Origin of the sequence: Variovorax stachyos (genome assembly GCF_051400855.1) — a bacterium.
Taxonomy (GTDB): domain Bacteria; phylum Pseudomonadota; class Gammaproteobacteria; order Burkholderiales; family Burkholderiaceae_C; genus Variovorax.
The window spans coordinates 89,634-105,487 of the sequence record NZ_JBLFFN010000007.1 but is presented as its reverse complement, the minus strand read 5'-3'; the positions used below and the strand labels follow the sequence as shown (position 1 = coordinate 105,487).

The 15,854-nt window shown below is 67.1% G+C and carries 15 protein-coding genes and 1 tRNA gene; 6 read left to right on the top strand and 10 right to left on the bottom strand.

Features of this window, described 5'->3' with window-relative positions:
• Window positions 1–68 precede the first annotated feature (68 nt).
• The 3 genes from ACMGEZ_RS14815 (at window position 69) to ACMGEZ_RS14805 (ending at window position 1,660) form a co-directional block, all read left to right on the top strand.
• On the top strand, window positions 69–1,058 hold the full coding sequence (locus ACMGEZ_RS14815) for a DNA-directed RNA polymerase subunit alpha (protein ID WP_086919805.1): 990 nt from the start codon (window positions 69–71) through the stop codon (window positions 1,056–1,058).
• Window positions 1,059–1,163: 105 nt separating this feature from the next.
• Entirely contained in the window at window positions 1,164–1,565 is a 402-nt protein-coding gene (gene rplQ, locus ACMGEZ_RS14810) for a 50S ribosomal protein L17 (RefSeq protein WP_436823043.1), read from the top strand.
• An 18-nt stretch (window positions 1,566–1,583) separates the two neighbouring features.
• Window positions 1,584–1,660 (top strand) — tRNA-Met (locus ACMGEZ_RS14805).
• 453 nt (window positions 1,661–2,113) lie between these two features.
• Here the strand turns inward: ACMGEZ_RS14805 and ACMGEZ_RS14800 are convergent.
• Genes ACMGEZ_RS14800 through ACMGEZ_RS14775 form a run of 6 tightly spaced genes read right to left on the bottom strand, consistent with a single transcriptional unit; the run spans window position 2,114 to window position 9,013 of the window.
• Window positions 2,114–2,509 (bottom strand): RidA family protein, encoded by a 396-nt coding sequence (locus ACMGEZ_RS14800; RefSeq protein ID WP_436823042.1) that lies wholly within the window; start codon window positions 2,507–2,509, stop codon window positions 2,114–2,116.
• Window positions 2,506–4,122: an AMP-binding protein gene (locus tag ACMGEZ_RS14795; RefSeq protein WP_436823041.1), complete on the bottom strand. Its 1,617-nt coding sequence runs from the start codon at window positions 4,120–4,122 to the stop codon at window positions 2,506–2,508. Before ACMGEZ_RS14795 ends, ACMGEZ_RS14800 begins: the two co-directional genes overlap by 4 nt.
• Window positions 4,119–5,315, bottom strand: a complete 1,197-nt coding sequence (locus ACMGEZ_RS14790) for an acyl-CoA dehydrogenase family protein (protein WP_436823040.1) — start codon at window positions 5,313–5,315, stop codon at window positions 4,119–4,121. Before ACMGEZ_RS14790 ends, ACMGEZ_RS14795 begins: the two co-directional genes overlap by 4 nt.
• 4 nt (window positions 5,316–5,319) lie before the next feature.
• Window positions 5,320–6,174, bottom strand: a complete 855-nt coding sequence (locus ACMGEZ_RS14785; protein WP_436823039.1) for an enoyl-CoA hydratase family protein — start codon at window positions 6,172–6,174, stop codon at window positions 5,320–5,322.
• Window positions 6,171–6,647: a MarR family winged helix-turn-helix transcriptional regulator gene (locus ACMGEZ_RS14780; protein WP_436823038.1), complete on the bottom strand. Its 477-nt coding sequence runs from the start codon at window positions 6,645–6,647 to the stop codon at window positions 6,171–6,173. Before ACMGEZ_RS14780 ends, ACMGEZ_RS14785 begins: the two co-directional genes overlap by 4 nt.
• A 2-nt stretch (window positions 6,648–6,649) precedes the next feature.
• On the bottom strand, window positions 6,650–9,013 hold the full coding sequence (locus ACMGEZ_RS14775; protein ID WP_436823037.1) for a bifunctional salicylyl-CoA 5-hydroxylase/oxidoreductase: 2,364 nt from the start codon (window positions 9,011–9,013) through the stop codon (window positions 6,650–6,652).
• Between the two features lie 99 nt (window positions 9,014–9,112).
• Between ACMGEZ_RS14775 and ACMGEZ_RS14770 the strand changes: the two genes are divergently transcribed.
• On the top strand, window positions 9,113–10,399 hold the full coding sequence (locus ACMGEZ_RS14770) for a class I SAM-dependent methyltransferase (protein WP_436823036.1): 1,287 nt from the start codon (window positions 9,113–9,115) through the stop codon (window positions 10,397–10,399).
• A gap of 11 nt (window positions 10,400–10,410) precedes the next feature.
• On the top strand, window positions 10,411–10,734 hold the full coding sequence (locus tag ACMGEZ_RS14765) for a DUF1840 domain-containing protein (RefSeq protein ID WP_436823035.1): 324 nt from the start codon (window positions 10,411–10,413) through the stop codon (window positions 10,732–10,734).
• Window positions 10,735–10,868: 134 nt separating this feature from the next.
• Here the strand turns inward: ACMGEZ_RS14765 and ACMGEZ_RS14760 are convergent, their stop codons facing one another.
• Window positions 10,869–11,876, bottom strand: coding sequence for a Bug family tripartite tricarboxylate transporter substrate binding protein (locus ACMGEZ_RS14760; RefSeq protein ID WP_436823034.1), 1,008 nt, complete (start codon window positions 11,874–11,876; stop codon window positions 10,869–10,871).
• Window positions 11,877–11,941: 65 nt separating this feature from the next.
• Window positions 11,942–12,928, bottom strand: coding sequence for a LysR family transcriptional regulator (locus ACMGEZ_RS14755; protein WP_436823033.1), 987 nt, complete (start codon window positions 12,926–12,928; stop codon window positions 11,942–11,944).
• 107 nt (window positions 12,929–13,035) lie between these two features.
• Here ACMGEZ_RS14755 and ACMGEZ_RS14750 point away from each other — a divergent pair, with 107 nt between their 5' ends.
• On the top strand, window positions 13,036–13,797 hold the full coding sequence (locus tag ACMGEZ_RS14750; RefSeq protein ID WP_436823032.1) for an SDR family oxidoreductase: 762 nt from the start codon (window positions 13,036–13,038) through the stop codon (window positions 13,795–13,797).
• A 31-nt stretch (window positions 13,798–13,828) separates the two neighbouring features.
• Here the strand turns inward: ACMGEZ_RS14750 and ACMGEZ_RS14745 are convergent, their stop codons facing one another.
• The gene (locus ACMGEZ_RS14745) at window positions 13,829–14,827 is read right to left on the bottom strand and encodes an alpha-ketoacid dehydrogenase subunit beta (protein ID WP_436823279.1); all 999 of its coding nucleotides are present in this window, start codon (window positions 14,825–14,827) and stop codon (window positions 13,829–13,831) included.
• Window positions 14,824–15,843: a thiamine pyrophosphate-dependent dehydrogenase E1 component subunit alpha gene (locus ACMGEZ_RS14740; RefSeq protein WP_436823031.1), complete on the bottom strand. Its 1,020-nt coding sequence runs from the start codon at window positions 15,841–15,843 to the stop codon at window positions 14,824–14,826. The genes ACMGEZ_RS14745 and ACMGEZ_RS14740 overlap by 4 nt, the downstream gene beginning before the upstream one ends.
• Window positions 15,844–15,854 lie beyond the last annotated feature (11 nt).

Genomic DNA, 15,854 nt, shown 5'->3' with positions numbered 1-15,854 from the left:
ATAGCGCGGCCGGGCACTTCACCAGCCTTACCGGTGTAACGAGCCGGGGGTATTGAGAGGAAGTCTGCATGCAAACCACCCTGTTGAAACCCAAGACCATTCAGGTCGAGCAACTTGCCGCCAACAAGGCGAAGGTCACGCTCGAGCCTTTCGAGCGCGGCTACGGCCACACGCTCGGCAACGCACTGCGCCGCGTGCTGCTGTCTTCGATGGTGGGCTACTCCGCCACCGAAGTGACGATCGCCGGCGTGCTGCACGAGTACTCGTCCATCGATGGCGTGCAGGAAGATGTTGTGAACATCCTGCTGAACCTCAAAGGCGTCGTGTTCAAGCTCCACAACCGCGACGAAGTGACGCTCAGCTTGCGCAAGGATGGCGAAGGCGCTGTCACTGCCTCGGACATCCAGACGCCGCACGACGTGGAGATCATCAATCCCGACCACGTGATTGCGCATCTGTCGCAAGGCGGCAAGCTGGATATGCAGATCAAGGTGGAGAAGGGCCGTGGTTATGTGCCCGGCACCATGCGCCGCTATGCGGACGAGCCGACCAAGTCGATCGGCCGCATCGTGCTCGACGCTTCCTTCTCGCCGGTCAAGCGCGTGAGCTACACCGTCGAGAGCGCTCGCGTCGAGCAGCGCACCGACCTGGACAAGCTGCTGGTCGAAATCGAGACCAACGGTGCGATCACCGCTGAAGATGCCGTCCGCGCTTCAGCGAAGATCCTGGTTGAGCAACTGGCCGTGTTCGCCCAGCTGGAGGGTGGTGAGCTCGCCGCCTTCGATCAGCCCGCGCCGCGCAGCGCCCAGCAGTTCGACCCGATCCTGCTGCGCCCGGTCGACGAGCTCGAGCTCACGGTGCGGTCAGCCAACTGTCTGAAGGCCGAAAACATCTACTACATCGGTGACCTGATTCAGCGTACCGAGAACGAGCTGCTGAAGACCCCGAACCTGGGTCGTAAGTCGCTCAACGAAATCAAGGAAGTGCTCGCCTCCCGCGGGCTGACCTTGGGCATGAAGCTCGAGAGCTGGCCGCCGGCCGGTCTGGACAAGCGATAAGCCACACGTGCAAGGTTGCTGCCCGCGGCAAACCTTGCTTTCTCTCCGCGAAGCGCCTTGCAGTACCTGATACGGCTGCGAGTCTTATAAAGAAAGGAACTCACCATGCGTCACGGACACGGACTCCGCAAACTCAACCGCACCAGCTCGCACCGCCTGGCGATGCTGCAGAACATGATGAACTCGCTCATTGAGCACGAGGTCATCAAGACCACGGTCCCCAAGGCCAAGGAACTGCGCCGCGTCATCGAGCCGATGATCACCCTGGCCAAGAAGCCGACAGTCGCCAACAAGCGCCTGGCATTCGACCGCCTGCGCGACCGCGACAGCGTGGTAAAGCTATTCGGCGAGCTGGGCCCGCGCTACCAGGCCCGCCCAGGCGGATACACGCGCATCCTGAAGATGGGTTTCCGCGTGGGTGACAACGCTCCGATGGCTCTCGTAGAGCTGGTCGACCGCCCCGAAATCGCCGATACCCCTGCTGACGAGCAAACCGGCGAAGAATAAGCTATAATTTCAGTCTGCCGCGCGATGGAGCAGCCTGGTAGCTCGTTGGGCTCATAACCCAAAGGTCGCAAGTTCAAATCTTGCTCGCGCAACCAGATTTTTTACGGGTTCGAGCTTCTCGTAAATTGCAAAACGCCCACTTTCGAGTGGGCGTTTTTGTTTCTGCGGTGCGACGCGTCGGTGCTCGCAAGTACCCGCACTGAAATTGGCACTACCGGGGTCGAACGAAGAGCTCATGAATTCGGAGGAAAAGAATTCATGACTACTGCCCTTCGATTTGCATGAGGTCACTGAAAAAGCGATGCAGCCGCACAGCAGGCATCCAATACATCTTTGATCACCAGCCGGCTGTTCATTTCGCCGAACGACCGGTCTTCTTTCGCCGCCGAGAATGAACAGAAGCTGGTCCTTCGCGCCGAGCAGACAAATTGCCGAGGCCGGCCAACCTGCCAGCGCTCAGTTCTCGCCTCACTTCGGCCATTTCGCTGCCAGCGTGGCGCATACATTGCGCGCCGAGGACGGCGCCACCCGCCAAAGTCGCGGCCAAGTCAATCAGGCACGACGGCCGTGACTTCGATCTCCACCTTGGCCCGCGCTTCCACCAGTGCTGCAACCTGAACGGCGGTCATGGCCGGGAAGTTGCGCCCCATCGCGTCCCGGTAGACCGGGCCTAGTTCGGCCAGGCGCCGGTTGTACTCGTCGCGGTCGGTCACATACCAGGTCATGCGAACCATGTGCTCGGGGCCGGCTCCACCCACGCGGAGGATCTCGGCGATGTTGCGCAGCGCCTGGCCGGCCTGCTCGATGAAGTCGTCCGAGACGAATTGCTGCTGCGCATCCCAGCCCACCTGTCCGCCAACGAAGATCATCGTGCCGCGCGCGGCGACGCCGTTCGCGTAGCCTTTGGGAGGTGCCCAGCCGGGCGGTTGCAAGAGTTTGTTCATGGTGTCATCTGCCTCAGTTTGAATCGTTGGAGCTTTCCGGTTTCGGTGCGCGGCAAGCCGCCAACGAACTCGATCTCCCGTGGGTATTTGAAGGGCGCAATGGTGGCCTTGACGTGGTCCTGGAGCGCCTTGACCAGCGCTGCATCGCCGGTATACCCCGGCTTGAGCACGCAAAAGGCCTTGACGATCATCCCTCGCTCCTCGTCCGGCTTGCCGATCACGCCGCACTCGGCGACGGCGGGGTGCTTGAGCAGCGCATCCTCGACCTCCGGGCCACCGACGTTGTAGCCCGCCGTGATGATCATGTCATCGGCCCGCGACTGATAGAAGAAGTAGCCGTCCTCATCCTGCACGAAGGCATCGCCGGGATAGTTCCAGCCGTTCTTCACGTAGTCGGTCTGGCGCGGGTCGTCGAGGTAGCGGCAGCCGACCGGGCCGATCAGCGCCAGCTTGCCGACGGTGCCGCGCGGCAGTTCGTTCCCATCATCGTCGACCACCTTGGCGGTGAAGCCCGGCACCACCTTGCCCACCGCGCCGCGCCGCACTTCGTCGCCCGCTGACGAGATGTAGATGTGGAACACCTCGGTGCCGCCGATGCCATCCAGCATCTCGATGCCGGTGGCCTCCTTCCACAGCTGACGCGTCGCGTCCGGCAGGGCCTCCCCGGCGCTCACGCTGATTCGCAGCGTGGGAACGCCAGAGGCCTTGGCGAAGGGCGCCATCTGCCGATAGAAGGTCGGCGCGGTGTAGCAGATCGTGGCGCCTGTTTCGCGGATGGTCTTCACCATGCTCTCCGGCGTGTACGGAGCATCGTTGAAGTAAACGGAGGCGCCGGCCCACATCGGAAAGATCAGCAGGCCGCCGAGCCCGAAGGTGAAGGCCAGGGGCGGCGAGCCCAGCACGACGTCGTCGCTGCGGGCGCGCAGCACGTGGCGCGGCCAGGTCTCGCACATCGCGAGTACGTCGCGGTGCGTCGTCACCGGCGCCTTCGGCTTGCCGGTCGTGCCTGAAGTGAAAGCCAGCAATGCGATGTCGTCTGCGGCGGTGGGGCAGGCCTCGAACACGCCGGTCTTGGCAGCTGCGCGCGTCTCCAGAGAGCCCGGCACATCGGGCTGATTGAAGGCAATCACCGTCTCCAGCACCGGGTGGGCCTGCTGCGCGCTGTGGATCTCATCCAGCAAGCGGCCGTCACACAGCGCGACCGTGGGCCGCGCCTTCTCGATGATGTCGCCCAGTTCCTTGGCGCGCAGCAGCGGCATGGTGGCAACGGCGATCAACCCCGCCTTCACGACCGCGAGCCAGCCCAGCGCCATTGCGATCGAATTGCCGCCGCGCAATAGCACGCGGTTGCCGGGTACCAGGCCGAGGTCTTCCACCAGCACCTGCGCGATGCGGTTCACCTCTGCAGCGGCCTCGGCGTAGCTGAGCGTTCGGGCAGGCGAGCGCAGCATCGGCTGCCCCGCCCAGGGCTTGGAGGCAGCCTTGTCCAGCAGTTCCTCCACCAGGTTCAACTGATCGGGCAACTGCAGCTCGGGCAGGTCGTACCGGAACATCGGCAACTGCTCCGGGGGCGGCAGCCGGTCGTGAACGAAGCGATCGACCTGCGCGCTCATGACATGCTCCGCAACACGGCCTTGCCGATGATCAGCTGCTGCACCTCGGTCGCACCTTCGTAGATGCGCAGCGACCGGATGTCGCGGTAGAGGCTCTCGACCTTGGTGCCCACCTTGACGCCCAGGCCACCGTGCATCTGCAGCGCCATGTCGATCACGCGGCTCGCGTTCTCGGTCGCGCACATCTTGGCCATCGCGGCGGCCGAGGTGATGTCGCCCGCCGGTGGCGCGCCGCGGCTCTCGCTGTCGTCGCGCATCCAGGCGGCCCGATAGGTCAGCAGCGCGGCGCTGTCGATCAGCGCGGCCATCTCGCCGAGCTTGGCCTGCGTGAGCTGGAAGTCCGCGAGGGTCTGACCGAACATGCGGCGGTTGCTCGCATGCCGCACGGCTTCGGCCAGCGCGCGGCGCGCCATGCCGAGCGCGGCGCCGGCGACCGAGGCACGGAAGATGTCGAGCGTGCGCATCGCGAGCTTGAAGCCGCCGTTCAGCTCGCCCAACTGCGCCTCGCGCGGGACTGCGCAGCCCTCGAAGCGCAGCGTGGCCAGCGGATGCGGCGCCATCACTTCGATGTGGTCCGAGGTGTCGAGCCCCGGCGTGCTCGCGTCGACGACGAAGGCCGTGATGCCGCGCGACCCTGCCGCCGGGTCGGTCTTGGCGAACACGCAGTAGAAGTCGGCGATGCCGCCGTTGCTGATCCAGGTCTTCTGGCCATCGAGGCGCCAGCCCTGCGGCGTGGCGACTGCCTGCATCGCCATCGCGCCCACGTCCGAGCCGGCCTCGGGCTCGCTGAGCGCAAAGGCCGCGATCTTGTCGCCGCGCGCCACGGCGCCCAGATAGTCGTGTTGCTGCGCGGAGCTGCCCGCCAGCGTGATCGCGCCGCTGCCCAGACCCTGCATGGCGAAGGCGAAATCGGCGAGCGGCGAATGGAAGGCGAGGGTCTCGCGCAGCAGCACCAATGCGCGAGAGTCCAGGCGCTCCAGCGCCCCGCCCGACGCGGCCGGCACGCAATAGCGCAGCCACCCGCCTTGGCCGAGGCGTTTCACCCAGTCGCGGCAGGCGGCGCGGTCGTCGCGCTCGTCCACAGATTGCGCCGCCGCCCAGGGCAGCAGTTCGCGTGACAGCGCGCGGTGCGCGTCGTCGAAGAAGGGCAGCGCCAGATGCGCTGTGGAGGGGGGCGTTGCAGATGCAGCCATTGCTTCAGTCCCCGCCGAACGCCGGCTTGCGCTTGGCCGCGAAGGCCTCGAAGGCGCGCTTGAAGTCCTCGGTCTGCATGCAGATCGCCTGGGCCTGCGCTTCGGACTCGATCGCCTGGTCGATGGTCATCGCCCATTCCTGGGACAGCATGGTCTTGGTCATGCCGTGCGCGAAACTCGGCCCTTCGGCCATCTTGCGCGCCATGGTGGTGGCGGCGGACAGGAGCGCGTCGCTTTCGTGCAAGGCATTGAAAAAGCCCCAGGCCAAGCCCTCCTGTGCCGTCATCGCGCGGCCGGTGAACAGCAGCTCCGAGGCGCGGCCCTGTCCGATCACCCGCGGCAGCAACGCGCAGGCCCCCATGTCGGCACCGGCCAGGCCGACGCGCGTGAACAGGAAGGCGGTATTCGTGGCTGGCGTGCCGTAGCGCAGGTCGCAGGCCAGCGCAATCATCGCGCCGGCGCCCGCGCAGACGCCGTCGATCGCGCCCACGATGGGCTGCGGGCAATGGCGCATCGCCTTCACCAGGTCGCCCGTCATGCGCGTGAACTCCAGCAGCTCCGGCATGCGCATCTTGGTCAGCGGGCCGATGATTTCGTGAACGTCCCCGCCCGAGCAGAAGTTGCCGCCGGCGCCGGTCACCACGATCGCCTTCACGTCGGTCGCGAAGTTCAGCGCGCGGAACAGGTCGCGCAGCTCGGCATAGGAATCGAAGGTGAGCGGGTTCTTGCGCTCCGGCCGGTTCAGGGTGATGGTGCCGACACCGGCCTCGAAGGCCCAGCTGAAGTGCTCGGCCCGGTAGGCGGATTTCGGTTCGAATTGCGCATGCATGGGATTGCCTGCGCCGATGTAGTGCTTCATAGGGCCTCCGCCAGTTGCTGATGGGAATGCTGCTTGACCTTGCCGAGCAGCTTGTGCAGTTGGGCGATCTCCTTGGCCGTGAGCGCCGCGAAGGCGTCGACGATCCATGCTTCGTGCTGCTGCGCCATATCGTTGAAGAGCCGTCGCCCGCGCGGCGTGAGGCGCACGCGCCACGCCCGACGGTCGCCCTCCACGTCGACGCGCTCGACCAGGCCCTCGGCCACCAGCTGGTCGGTGATGCCGGTGATGTTGCCGCCCGTGACCATCATGCGGCGCGAGAGCTCGTTCATCTTGAGCCCGTCGGGTGCGCGTTCCAGCTGCGACATCAGGTCGAAGCGGGGCAGGGTGGTGCCGAACTGTTCGCGCAGCTCGTTGCGCACCTGCTTTTCGATCAGCTGCGTGCAGGTCAGGAGACGCAGCCAGAGCCGCAGCTCCTCCGGATGCTCGCTGTGGGCGCGTGCTTCGAGGTCCATGCCTATTGCTCCTCCTCGGCGTTGCGCGGCACGGCGCTCGCTGCCATCGTGGCGGCGAGCTGCTGCTGCTTGGCGATCTCGCGGTACATCTGGTCGCGCCCGCTCAGGTACTGCCTGGGCCACTCGATGTGCTGGCTTTGCAGCTTGGCCGTCTCGTGCAGAGTCCAGGCCGGATCGGCCAGGTGCGGCCGCGCAATCGCGCAGAGGTCGGCCCGGCCCGCGGCGATGATGCTGTTGGCCTGGTCGGCATCGGTGATCGCGCCCACTGCAATCGTCGAGATGCCCACCTCGTTGCGGATGCGATCGGCAAAAGGCGTCTGGTACATGCGGCCGTACACCGGCTTGGCGGCGCGCGTGGTCTGGCCGGAGGAGACGTCGATGAAGTCGCAGCCCGCTTCCTTGAACAGGCGGGCCACCACCACGGCATCCGCATCGGTAGTGCCGCCCGGTGCCCAGTCGTGGGCCGAGATGCGAACGCTCATCGGCTTGTCCTCGGGCCAGGCCGCACGCATTGCGCGAAACACTTCCAGCGGATAGCGGCAGCGGTTCTCGAGGCTGCCGCCGTACTCGTCGGTGCGCAGATTGGTCAGCGGGCTGATGAAGGAGGCCAGCAGGTAGCCGTGCGCGCAGTGCAGCTCGAGCCAGTCGAAGCCGGCCTCGGCAGCGCGGCGCGTCGAGGCCACGAATTGCTCGCGCAGCTCATCCATCTGGGCACGCGTCATCGCGGCCGGCAGCTGATTCTGTTCTCCGTAGGCCACAGGGCTGGCGGCGATCAGCGGCCAGTTGCCTTCCGACAGCGGCTCGTCGATTGCCTCCCAGCCCCGTTGTGTGGAGCCCTTCGGCCCGCTGTGGCCCAGCTGCATGCCGATCTTCGCGCTGGTCTGCGAGTGGACGAAGTCGACGATGCGTTTGAAGGCGGCCGACTGCGCCTCGTTGTAGAGCCCGGTGCATCCCGGCGTGATGCGCCCCTCCGGCGTGGGGCTGGTCATCTCCACGAAGACGATCGCCGCGCCGCCGAGCGCGCGTGCGCCGAGGTGCACGAGCAGGAAGTCCTGCGGCACGCCGTCCACTGCGCTGTAGGTCGCCATCGGCGAGACCATGATGCGGTTCTTGAGCGTCAGGCCGCGCACCTTAAGCGGCAACAGCATCGGGGGCACGGCCTTGCCGCCCGAAAGCCATTTCTCGTAGCCGCCCAGCCACTGCGTGTCACGCAGCCGCAGGTTCTCGTGGCTGATGCGCTGCGAGCGCGTCAGCAGCGAGTAGGCGAACTGCTCGATCTCCATGCTCGTGTAGCGCTTCACGTTCTCGAACCACTCGGTCGAGTTGCGCGCCGCGTTCTGGATCTTGAGCACCTCGACGCTGCGCCTGGCCACGTAGGCCTCGAGCACGGCGTCGACCTCGCCGCCGCGCTCGAACTCGTTGCACAGGTCGATCGCGTCCTCGAGCGCGAGCTTGGTGCCCGAGCCGATCGAGAAATGCGCCGTGTGCGCCGCATCGCCCATCAGCACCACCGGCACGCTCTTGCCGCTGACGTCGATCCGGTGCGTCCAGTGCTTGCAGACCACGCGGGGAAAGCGGATCCAGTTGGCCGAGCCGCGCAGATGGGTGGCGTTGCTGATCAGGGAGTGGCCGCCCAGGTATTTCGCGAACATCTTCTCGCAGAAGGCAATCGCCTCGGGCTGCTCCATCTGGTCCAGGCCGTGGGCCTTCCAGACCTCTTCCGGCGTCTCGACGATGAAGGTCGAGGTCTTGTCGTCGAACTGGTAGGCATGGGCCTGGAACCAGCCATGCTCCGTCTGTTCGAAGGCGAAGGTGAAGGCGTCGAAGGTCTGGTGCGTCCCGAGCCAGACGAAGCGGCAGCGGCGCAGGTCGATGTCGGGCTCGAAGACTTCGGCGTAGCGCTGGCGGATGCGGCTGTTGAGCCCGTCGCTGGCGATCACCAGGTCGGCGTTGTACTGGGCGGCCAGGGCCTGGTCGTCCGTCACGTCGGTCTCGAACACCAGCTTGACGCCCAGGGCCAGGCAGCGCTCCTGCAGGATGTTGAGCAGCCGCTTGCGCCCGATGCCGCTGAAGCCGTGGCCGCTGGAGCGCACCTGGCGGCCCTTGAAGAAGACCTGGATGTCGTCCCAATGGTGAAAGTCGTTGCCGATGAGCGTGGCGGTCTGCGGATCGGCCGCGCGCAGGTTGTCCAGCGTCTGGTCGCTCAGCACCACGCCCCAGCCGAAGGTGTCGAAGGGGCGGTTGCGCTCGACTACCGTGACCTCGAGGCCGGGCCGCCTGGCTTTCATCAGGAGCGCGAAGTAGAGGCCTGCGGGGCCGCCGCCGATGCACAGGATGCGCTGCAGGTTGGGTGCTGAGCTATTCATGGATCAATAGTTTAGACCTAAACAATTTGATGTCAACTCCAGGAAGGGTTTCCCTGAGGGTCGGTTGACGACTTTGCGCGCGCTGGCAAGAATCGCTTCATGCCAAGTCTGATGCCAAGCTCCGCGCCAAGCCTGATGCCGAAGATCGAGTCGCAGCTTTCCGATCTGCCGGTTCCGCTGACTCTGCAGTTGCCGGATGGCCGGCAGGTCAGCCGACCGGGATCACGCATCACGCTGGCCTTTTCGGACTGGTCGGCGCTCGCCAAGCTGGGCGCACGGCAGCTCGGCGCCATCGGGGAAGCCTACGTCGAAGGCAAGGTCCAGATCCAGGGCGCCATGCGCGACCTGGTCGACGTCACCGTCGGGCTGTTGCCGCGCAACCCGGTGCAGATCACCCATGGCTGGTGGAGCAAGTTGCAGCGGCATGCCCGCTCGCGCAGCTCGCATTCGCTGGGCAAGGACGCGCAGCAGATCGAGTTCCACTACGACGTATCCGACGACTTCTATGCCCTGTGGCTCGACCCGCGCCGCGTCTACTCGTGCGCCTATTTCCGTGACACGGACATGACGCTTGCGCAGGCGCAGGAGGCCAAGCTCGACCACATCTGCCGCAAGCTCATGCTGCAGCCCGGCGAGCGCTATCTCGACATCGGCTCAGGCTGGGGCGCGCTGCTGCTGTGGGCGGCGGAACACTACGGCGTCGATGCGACCGGCATCACGCTGTCGAAGAATCAGCATGCCTACGTGACGCGCCTCATCGAGGAGAAGGGCCTGCAGGGCCGGGTGCGGGTCGAGCTGCGCGACTACCGCCTGCTCGAGGAGGACAAGCCCTTCGACAAGATCTCTTCCGTGGGCATGTTCGAGCACGTGGGCAGTGCCAACATGGGCACCTATTTCCGCAAGATCCATGCTCTGCTCAAGCCCGGCGGCCTTGCCATGAACCACGGCATCACCTCCGGCCAGCTCGACTATGCGCAGCTGGGTGCCGGCCTGGGCGACTTCATCGAGAAGTACATCTTCCCGGGCGGCGAGCTGCTGCACGTGACCACCATCCTTCGCGAGACCGCCGCCGCAGGACTCGAGATGGTCGACACCGAGAACCTGCGGCCGCACTACGCGCGCACGCTCTGGCATTGGTCCGATGCCCTCGAGGCCCGCTTCGACGAGGCCCGCGAGGTCCTGGTGCGCACCAGCGGTGCGGAGAAGGCGGAGCGCATCCTGCGCGCGTATCGCCTGTATCTTGCGGGCTCGGCGATGAGCTTCGAGCAGGGCTGGATTGCACTGCACCAGATGCTCTCCACCAAGCCCGACGGCAATGTCAAGGCGGGGCCGCTGTTCGGCGCACAGTCGGCGTACCCTTTCGTTCGCGACTACATGTACAAATAAGCGAGGCCCCCATGCTGTATCGATTCAAATCCCGCGCCAGTCCGCCTTTCGTGATGCTCGAGACGCATGCGCGGCAGCTGTTCGACATCATCGGCAAGGCGCCCGCGCCCAAGGGTGTCATCACGGGCGAGCAGATGCCGGCGGCCATTGCGGCGCTTGAGGCGGCCATTGCGCGCGAAAGCCGCAACGCCCACAACTACGACGACTATGCGGTCGAGGGCCACGACAACGAGGCCGAGAAGCAGCACATCGGGCTGCACCAGCGCGCCGTGCCGCTGCTGCACATGCTGAAACAGTCCCTGGCCGACGGCAAGGACGTGACCTGGGAGGTTTAGCTCGCCCCCAGGTTGGCTCACTTCGTGTAGCCGCCCACCCCCTACCGGGGGCGACACCAGCGGCCCGGCGAAGCCGGTTCCGCGGTGTCTCCCGAAGGGGCGGCGCTTCGCGCGCCGGGGCAAGTCCTCCCCGCTTAGTCGACCTTTGCGCCTGAGGCTTTCACGACCTTCGCCCACTTTGTGTGTTCGCTGTCGATCAGCTTGGCGAACTCGGCCGGCGTGTTGCCGCTCGGAATCGCGCCCTGCGCCAGCATCTTTTCCTTGATGGCGGCGGTGCCCAGCGACTTCGCGACCTCCTGCTGGATGCGGTTCACGATCTCCGGCGAGGTGCCGGCAGGCGCCAGCAGGCCGAACCAAGAGTTCGCCTCATAGCCCTTGAGCGACGGGCCGCCAGCCTCCTCGACGGTCGGCACGTCGGGCAGGGCGGGCGAGCGCTGCGCGCTGGTCACGGCCAGCGCCTTGAGCTTGCCGGCCTTGATCTGCTGCATCGACGAAGGCAGGTTGTCGAACATCACGTCGGCATTGCCGCCCACCAGGTCCAGCAGCGCCGGGCCCGAGCCGCGGTACGGGATGTGCGTCATGAAACTGCCGGTCATCGTCTTGAAGAGCTCGCCGGCCAGGTGGATCGAGGTGCCGCTGCCGCTTGAAGCCATATTGAGCTTGCCCGGGTTGGCCTTGGCGTACTTGATGAAATCCGCCACGCTGTTGATGTTGAGCGCCTTCGCCTTGTCGGCGTTCATCTCCATCACGTTGGGCACCGCCGCCACCAGCGTGATCGGCACGAAGTCCTTGATCGGGTCGTAGGGCAGCTTGGGGTAGAGCGCGCGGTTGATGCCGTGCGTGCCCACCGTGCCCATCAGCAGCGTGTAGCCGTCGTTGGGCGCCCTGGCGACGATTTCGGCGCCGACGTTGCCGCCGGCCCCGGCGCGGTTGTCGACGATGAACTGCTGGCCGAAGGCCTTGGACAATTCGGGCGCCACGGCCCGCGCCAGGATGTCGGTGGTGCCGCCGGGCGCGAAGGGCACCACGATGCGCACCGGCTTGGTGGGCCAGGTGCCTTGCGCGGCGGAAGGGCCCGCGGCGAGTAGCGCGGCGGCCGCGAGGGCCAGGGCGGCTCGGCGGGAAACGAATGCAGGGCTCATGCGAAATTCCTGTTGATGCATGGCGCCCTGTTGTACAGGGCGCGCGTCACATCCGCCGCAGGGAATTACCCCGTGTTCACCGGAGTACCTTCGCCTTCGGAGCGCTCGTGCTGCTCATCCGTCGCTGCGGCTGCCCCATGCACGCGCCGCGCAAAGCCGCGGGCCCGGAACTGCTCCACCACGAAGTCGACGAACACGCGGGTCTTCGCCGGCAGCATCTTCTTGCTCGGGTAGTACAGCGACAACGGGCCTGCGTCGTCGTACCAGCCCGGCAGCAGGCGCAGCAGCGCGCCGCTTTGCAGCCCGGGCAGCGCAAAGGGCAACGGCACCAGCGCGACCCCCAGCCCCAGCATCGCCGCGCGGCATATCGCCTCGGGGTCGCTGAAGATCAGGCGGGGCCGGGCTTCCACCGCCACTTCGTCGCCGGCGGTGTTGCGCAGCGTCCAGGGGCGGATGCGCCCGGTGGGCGAGGAACGGCGCACGATGCTGTCGAATGCTGCCAGCTCTGCCGGATGCGATGGCATTGTCTTGCCGGCCATGTAGTGCGGCGCGGCCACGGCGACCACATGGATGCGCGCCAGCTCGCGGGCCACCAGCCCCGGCGTGAGCTCGATGCCGCCGCCTATCGCCGCGTCGAAACCCTCGCCGATCAGGTCCACCTGCCGGTTGTCGAAGTGCCAGTCCGGCAGCACGGCCGGATAGAGCGCCAGGAACTCGCCGAGCAGCGGCACCACGTACTCGCGCCCGAAGGCCTGCCCCATGCTGACCTTGAGGGTGCCGGCGGGCTGCCGGTCTGCTTCGGCGGCGCCGGCCACGGCGTCGGCCAGTGTCCCGAGCGCACCGGCGACCTGGTGCAGCAGCCGCTCGCCGCCCTCGGTCAGGGTCAGCTTGCGCGTGCTGCGCTGGAACAGGCGCAGCCCCAGGCTGGCTTCGAGCCGCGCGACGTTCTTGCTCACCGCCGCAGGCGTCAGGCCCAGTTGCCGGGCGGCGGCGGAGAAACTGCCGGTCTCGGCGCTGCGGACGAAAGACTCAAGGTGGCTCAAGGGTTGCACGTGCGGATTTTCAACCCGAAGTTGAAATTGATAAGGCCGTTGGGCGGCTACCGGAGGTGCAACCGAATCCCGACACTGAGTCATCCCAACAACTTCCAAAGTTCATCATGACCCAAGCCACTTCACCCAAGCCCATCTTCGGCGGCAAGGCCGCCTTCGTCACCGGCGGCTCGCGCGGCATCGGCGCCGCCATCGTGCGGCGTCTCGCCCACGACGGCGCTGCCGTCGCGTTCAGCTACTCGAGCAACGATGCGGCGGCCAAGGACCTGGCCGCCAGCATCGAAGCCACGGGCGGGCGCGTGATGGCGCTGCGCGTCGACAGCGCCGACGCGGATGCGCTGCGCTCGGCCATCGACCAGGCTGCACAGGTGCTTGGCCGGCTCGACATCCTGGTCAACAACGCAGGCGTTTTCAGGCCCGGTGCCGTCGATCAGATCTCCCTGGAAGATTTCGACCTCACGTTGAACGTCAACGTGCGGGCCGTCTTCGTCGCCAGCCAGGCGGCGCTGCGCCACATGGGCGAGGGCGGTCGCATCATCAACATCGGCAGCACCAACGCCGAGCGCATGCCCTTTGCGGGTGGTGGCGTCTATGCGATGAGCAAATCCGCTCTCAAAGGACTCGTGCAAGGCTTCGCGCGCGACCTGGGGCCACGCGGCATCACGATCAACAACGTGCAGCCTGGCCCCGTCGACACCGGCATGAACCCGGCTGACGGCCCGATGGCTTCCACCATGCACGGGTTCATGGCCATCCCGAGACACGGCCGTGGCGACGAGATCGCGGGCATGGTGGCTTACCTGGCAGGGCCCGACGCCGGCTTCGTCACCGGCGCCAGCCTCAACATCGACGGCGGCTTTGCGGCCTAGCCGGCCGAATCTTCCAGACTGCCCGCATCGCTCATCGGCAGAGGGCCCGTGCCGCCTCGGCAATGCGCTCGATGCCTACTCGCGACTGCGCCTCCAGCACGGGCGCATAGCCCACCGGAATGCGCGGCGCGCCCAGCCGCGCAATGCGGCAACCGGTGGCCTCGGCCGCGCTGGCCGCGATCTCGGCGCCGAAGCCCGCCGCCTGCACCGCTTCGTGCACCACCAGCAGCCGGCCGGTGCGCGCGCACGAGGTCAGGACGGTCTCGCGGTCCCACGGCCACAGGGTGCGCAGGTCGATCAGCTCGACCGCGATGCCCTCGGCGGCGAGCACATCGCAGGCGGCGCTGCAGGCTTGCAACTGGCGGCTCCAGCTGACCATCGTCAACGCGTCGCCTGCGCGCAGCCGCGCAGCCTTGCCCAGCGGCACCTCGACCGATTCGTCCACGGCGCTCCGCAGCCCCCACAGGTTCTTGTGCTCGATGTAGACCACCGGGTCGCCGCATTGCAGCGCCGCGCGCAGCAGCGAATGGTTGTCTTGCGGCGTCGACGGGCACACCACGACCACGCCCGGCAGGTGCGCGAACCAGGCCTCCAGCGACTGCGAATGCTGCGCGGCGGACGCGTCCCAGATGCCCCCCGGCATGCGCGCCACCAGCGGCACGCGGCCCTGCCCACCGAACATGAAGCGGTTCTTGGCGGCCTGGTTCACCAGCTCGTCCATGCCGCACAGCGCGAAGTCCACCACCCGCATCTCGACCACCGGCCTCAGCCCCGCGAGCGCCATGCCCACGCCGGCACCCATGATCGCGGCCTCGGAGATCGGCGTGTCGATCACGCGCTCGGCGCCGAAGCGTTGCTGCAGGCCTTTGTACTGGCCGAAGATGCCGCCCCGGCCCACGTCCTCGCCGAGCACCACGACGCGGGCGTCAGCCTCCATCTCGCGCTGCACGGCCAGCGCGGCGGCTTCGGCGTAGTTCAGTTGCTGCACCGAGGCCGCGGGCCCGCGGCCGGTCGCCGTGTCGCTGCTCATGTCCATTGGCCGGCTCCGGTGCTTTGCACGTCGGTGAAGGCGGCCGCCGCGTCGGGCCAGGGCGCGGCGTCGGCCGCTGCCAAGGCGGCGTCGACTTCTGTCTGCGCTTCGTGCTCGATGGCATCGAGCACCGCAGCCTCGGCGCCGTCGGCCAGCAGCCGCGAGCGGGCGCGCTCGATCGGGTCGGTCTGGAGTGCGGCGGCCAGTTCGGCCGGATCACGGTAGCCCGCCGGGTCGACCGAGACGTGGCCCTTGACGCGGTAGGTGAGGGCATGCAGCAGCCGCGGCCCGCGCCCGCCGCGCACCTCTGCCACCAGCGCGCCCGCGGCCGCGTGCACGGCGAAGACATCGTTGCCGTCCACGCGGGTCGCGGCGATGTCCAGCGCCTCGGCGCGGGCCGAGGCGCCGTCGCCGGCCGTCATCGGGCCGCTGGCCGTGGTCGCGCTCCACTGGTTGTCTTCGCAGACGAAGAGCACCGGCAGCGCGTAGACGCGCGCCCAGTTGAGCGATTCGAGGAAGGGCCCGCGGTTGATCGCCCCGTCGCCGAAGAAGCACACGGTGATCGCGTCCTTTCGCTGCAGCTTCTGCGCATGTGCCGCGCCCACCGCGATCGGCAGCCCGGCCGCGACCACGCCATTCGCGCCCAGCATGCCCACCGAGAAGTCGGCGATGTGCATGGAGCCGCCCTTGCCGCCGTTGAAGCCGCTGGCCTTCCCGAAGAGCTCGCACATCATGCGCGTCAGGTCGGCGCCCTTGGCCAGCGTATGACCATGGCCGCGGTGCGTGGAGGTCAGGTAGTCGGCCCTCGCGAGATGGGCGCAGACACCCGCGGCCACGGCCTCCTGGCCGGTCGACAGGTGCAGAGGGCCGCGTACCCTGGCCGCGCCAGCGGCTTCCTGGCCATAGGCACTCACGCCGCCCTGGCTGGCCACCTCGGCGGCGTTCTCGAAGGCGCGGATGCGGCGCATCGTTCGGTAGAGCGCCAGGCGCTCGGTCTCGGAGATCTTGGTATTCATCTTGGCTCCAG

What these genes read in the sequence shown, in the direction of transcription:
- ACMGEZ_RS14815 (WP_086919805.1), top strand. Translation starts at nt 69, where the DNA reads ATGCAAACCACCCTGTTGAAACCCAAGACCATTCAGGTCGAGCAACTT.
- rplQ (WP_436823043.1), top strand. Translation starts at nt 1,164, where the DNA reads ATGCGTCACGGACACGGACTCCGCAAACTCAACCGCACCAGCTCGCAC.
- ACMGEZ_RS14800 (WP_436823042.1), bottom strand. Translation starts at nt 2,509, where the DNA reads ATGAACAAACTCTTGCAACCGCCCGGCTGGGCACCTCCCAAAGGCTAC.
- ACMGEZ_RS14795 (WP_436823041.1), bottom strand. Translation starts at nt 4,122, where the DNA reads ATGAGCGCGCAGGTCGATCGCTTCGTTCACGACCGGCTGCCGCCCCCG.
- ACMGEZ_RS14790 (WP_436823040.1), bottom strand. Translation starts at nt 5,315, where the DNA reads ATGGCTGCATCTGCAACGCCCCCCTCCACAGCGCATCTGGCGCTGCCC.
- ACMGEZ_RS14785 (WP_436823039.1), bottom strand. Translation starts at nt 6,174, where the DNA reads ATGAAGCACTACATCGGCGCAGGCAATCCCATGCATGCGCAATTCGAA.
- ACMGEZ_RS14780 (WP_436823038.1), bottom strand. Translation starts at nt 6,647, where the DNA reads ATGGACCTCGAAGCACGCGCCCACAGCGAGCATCCGGAGGAGCTGCGG.
- ACMGEZ_RS14775 (WP_436823037.1), bottom strand. Translation starts at nt 9,013, where the DNA reads ATGAATAGCTCAGCACCCAACCTGCAGCGCATCCTGTGCATCGGCGGC.
- ACMGEZ_RS14770 (WP_436823036.1), top strand. Translation starts at nt 9,113, where the DNA reads ATGCCAAGTCTGATGCCAAGCTCCGCGCCAAGCCTGATGCCGAAGATC.
- ACMGEZ_RS14765 (WP_436823035.1), top strand. Translation starts at nt 10,411, where the DNA reads ATGCTGTATCGATTCAAATCCCGCGCCAGTCCGCCTTTCGTGATGCTC.
- ACMGEZ_RS14760 (WP_436823034.1), bottom strand. Translation starts at nt 11,876, where the DNA reads ATGAGCCCTGCATTCGTTTCCCGCCGAGCCGCCCTGGCCCTCGCGGCC.
- ACMGEZ_RS14750 (WP_436823032.1), top strand. Translation starts at nt 13,036, where the DNA reads ATGACCCAAGCCACTTCACCCAAGCCCATCTTCGGCGGCAAGGCCGCC.
- ACMGEZ_RS14745 (WP_436823279.1), bottom strand. Translation starts at nt 14,827, where the DNA reads ATGAGCAGCGACACGGCGACCGGCCGCGGGCCCGCGGCCTCGGTGCAG.
- ACMGEZ_RS14740 (WP_436823031.1), bottom strand. Translation starts at nt 15,843, where the DNA reads ATGAATACCAAGATCTCCGAGACCGAGCGCCTGGCGCTCTACCGAACG.